We start from the raw sequence: 3,108 nt of genomic DNA, 5'->3' as shown, positions 1-3,108 counted from the left end.
TTGATTCATGAATCAACCTACTAAGTAGGTAGGCTTTAAAAATTATCAAATGCCCCCCTTATCAAGGGGGAATTAAGGGGGGATCGAACCTAAAACCCAACAGTTTTAAATAATTGGACTGGGTTTCGTCAAATCAATTCCTGTAAAATAGCTTCGATTTGTTGTTTTAGAGGAGGAATGTCATTTTCAACAATATCCCAAATAATCTCTAGATTGATACGAAAATATTCATGAATAGTTAAGTTTCTTAGATCGCTGGCATCTCGCCAAGGAACTTCGGGGTATCTTGCTTGAAATTCTTGAGAAGTTGCTCTAGCTGCTTCACCAATAATTTGTAAATGATAGACAATCCAAGTTTGAATTAATTCTTGTTGTTCAAACACGGTTTTTCCCTGTGGAGCATACTTTTCTACCCGCTCAATTGCTTCTAAAATATCCCGCAAGCGTTCGGTATCATCTCTCATAGTGGTATTGCTTCTTTAAGTACCCGCTCTCTGATTCTATCTTTAAGTCCCTGTTCGGTAACAATATCAACTTTGCAGCCTAACAAAGCTTCGAGTTCTCGAATTAACGGCAAAGGAAACCAGGGACTCCGACGTTCGCTACAATAATCAATTAATAAATCAATATCGCTTTTTTCGTCAGCTTCTCCCCGTGCGACAGAACCAAAGATTCGCACGTTATTTGCGCCGTGTTTAGCAGCAATAGCAATGATTTTTTCTCGTTTGTTTTTGAGTAATTCCTCAATTTTCATGATCTAAGTAGGTAGGCGTTAAAAGTTGTCAGACACTCCCCTTATCAAGGGGGGATTAAGGGGGGATCGAACCTAAAATCCATTTTTAATTTAATTATAACCAGCTACTTACTGACAATTTTTAACACCTATCTACTTAACCATAGAACAGATTACACCTTGATTGTCTTTAATCGGGATGACAGGATTCGAACCTGCGGCCCCTTCGTCCCGAACGAAGTGCGCTACCAAGCTGCGCTACATCCCGAAAATTTTCAGCTAAATCATCATAGCATATTCGGCCTTGATTGGGTCGAGACTTGCTAGGATATTACAGATATAGGCAAAAATTATCGGAGTAGTTCAGGCGTGACGGTAAAACCAGAGTGGTTACGGGTAAAAGCACCGCAATGGCAGCGAGTCGGCAGTGTTAAGGAAGTTTTACGCGATTTAGGCTTAAATACCGTTTGTGAGGAGGCTTCCTGTCCCAATATCGGCGAATGTTTCCACGCGGGGACGGCTACCTTTTTAATTATGGGTCCTGCTTGCACTCGCGCCTGTCCTTACTGTGATATAGATTTTGAGAAAAAACCGCAACCTTTAGACCCCACGGAACCCCTGCGACTAGCGGCAGCAGTGCAACGTCTTGATCTTAATCATGTAGTGATCACTTCTGTCAATCGCGATGATTTGGCTGATGGGGGTGCTAGTCAATTTGTGCGTTGTATCGAGGAAATTCGCCGCATTTCTCCGAAAACCACCATCGAAGTGCTGATTCCCGATCTTTGTGGCAATTGGCAGGCTTTAGCTTTAATTCTTGCCTCTAAACCTGAAGTTTTAAACCACAATACCGAAACTGTTCCCCGTCTCTATCGTCGCGTGCGTCCCCAGGGTGATTACCAGCGTTCTCTAGAATTATTGCAGCGCGCTCGCGCCATTGTTCCCGCTACCTACACAAAATCGGGCATTATGGTGGGATTGGGGGAAACCGACGAGGAAGTGCGCCAAGTGATGCGCGATTTACGGGCCGTTGATTGTGATATTCTCACCATCGGGCAGTATCTGCAACCATCGTCAAAACATCTCGGTGTGCAGGAATTTATCACCCCCGAACAGTTCCAAGCTTGGCGCGAATACGGTGAGTCTCTGGGATTTTTACAAATTGTTGCGAGTCCCTTGACAAGAAGCTCTTATCATGCTGAACAAGTCAGGGCCTTAATGAATTTGTACCCGCGAGAGTCTTGAGATGGGGCAGCAATTGCTGAAAAGCTCGTCCTCGATGGCTAATTTTTCTTTTTAATTCGGGAGACATTTCCGCAAAGGTTAAAGCGTATTCGGGAACATAAAAAATCGGATCGTAACCAAAACCACCTTTACCCCTAGGACTGGTTAAAATTTCTCCCGTACAGATTCCTGTGGCGCTCAAGGCAATCTCACCATCGGGACGGGCGATCGCAATTACACAGACAAAACGGGCCGAGCGATCCTGATTATCTCCTAATTCTCTGACTAGGCGATCGATTCTTTCTCGATCATTTTCACCGTAGCGGGCCGAGTAAATCCCCGGGGCATTTCCTAACCCGGTTACTTCCAATCCCGAATCATCAGCGATCGACCATTCTCCCAATGTTAGGGCAATTTGAGCAGCTTTTAAATAAGCATTTTCAGCAAAAGTCGCCCCGGTTTCCTCTATCTCTAAATCATCGGGTTTTAACTGCAATTCTAGGTCAATATCAGTTAAGTATTCCCCTATCTCTGCTAATTTACCCGGGTTACTCGTGGCTAGAATTAATTTTTTCATCGAAAATAATCGGTTTGAAACCCCGGCCTAAAAGGACGGCTTGACGTTGAGAATATTTCACTATACACTAAAGCTACAGTGAAAACTTTTAACTCCCTGACTGCTTTGGATCGGACGGACATTTCCCCCTGATTATTGCGAGGATTAAAGTTAAGTAGGGAGGCACAATTATTTGTAGGATGGGTTAGCGGTAGCGTAACCCATGCGGGCGTTGGGTTTCATGCTTCAACCCAACCTACGTTCATCTTATATTTAATTCCACCCACCCACTTAAGAATGGGTTCCTTAAAATTCCCATTGACTGAAAGACTCAAAGACAAACAGATCAAGGAAGTACAAATACATCCAAAATACTTGACTCGCTGGTTTGACAGCAATTGTCTTTATGAAGATGAAAAAATAGAAACATCTCTTGACTCCGAAAAAGCGATAGCTATGTTGTTAAGGAAGGCAGTAGTCAGGAGATTATTTTATTTATTCCCCCCACTTCCTAATTCCTAATTCCCACACCCCACACCCCACACCCCACACCCTACACCCTACACCCTACACCCTCTTTCAAGTCAGGAGATTA

The 3,108-nt window shown here is 43.6% G+C and carries 4 protein-coding genes and 1 tRNA gene; 1 reads left to right on the top strand and 4 read right to left on the bottom strand.

Translation table 11 applies throughout. The features are described 5' to 3' along the window. Nucleotides 1-128: 128 nt before the first annotated feature. The 3 genes from PX636_RS08090 to PX636_RS08080 form a co-directional block, all read right to left on the bottom strand. Nucleotides 129-464 (bottom strand): HepT-like ribonuclease domain-containing protein, encoded by a 336-nt coding sequence (locus PX636_RS08090; RefSeq protein ID WP_002760267.1) that lies wholly within the window; start codon nucleotides 462-464, stop codon nucleotides 129-131. Further along, a complete protein-coding gene (locus PX636_RS08085; protein WP_002760266.1) occupies nucleotides 461-754 on the bottom strand; it encodes a nucleotidyltransferase family protein in 294 nt (97 codons plus the stop codon). Before PX636_RS08085 ends, PX636_RS08090 begins: the two co-directional genes overlap by 4 nt. Nucleotides 755-927: 173 nt before the next feature. Then, nucleotides 928-1,001 (bottom strand) — tRNA-Pro (locus tag PX636_RS08080). A gap of 71 nt (nucleotides 1,002-1,072) precedes the next feature. Here PX636_RS08080 and lipA point away from each other — a divergent pair. Beyond that, the gene (gene lipA, locus PX636_RS08075; RefSeq protein ID WP_502882859.1) at nucleotides 1,073-1,978 is read left to right on the top strand and encodes a lipoyl synthase; all 906 of its coding nucleotides are present in this window, start codon (nucleotides 1,073-1,075) and stop codon (nucleotides 1,976-1,978) included. Here the strand turns inward: lipA and rdgB are convergent. After that, entirely contained in the window at nucleotides 1,941-2,534 is a 594-nt protein-coding gene (gene rdgB / locus PX636_RS08070; RefSeq protein ID WP_002762017.1) for an RdgB/HAM1 family non-canonical purine NTP pyrophosphatase, read from the bottom strand. The two genes, lipA and rdgB, sit on opposite strands and share 38 nt — an antisense overlap. Nucleotides 2,535-3,108: the final 574 nt, after the last annotated feature.

This window comes from Microcystis sp. M53598_WE2, assembly GCF_030067735.1.
Classification (GTDB): Bacteria; Cyanobacteriota; Cyanobacteriia; order Cyanobacteriales; family Microcystaceae; genus Microcystis; species Microcystis aeruginosa.
This window is presented reverse-complemented; position numbering and strand designations above follow the sequence as displayed.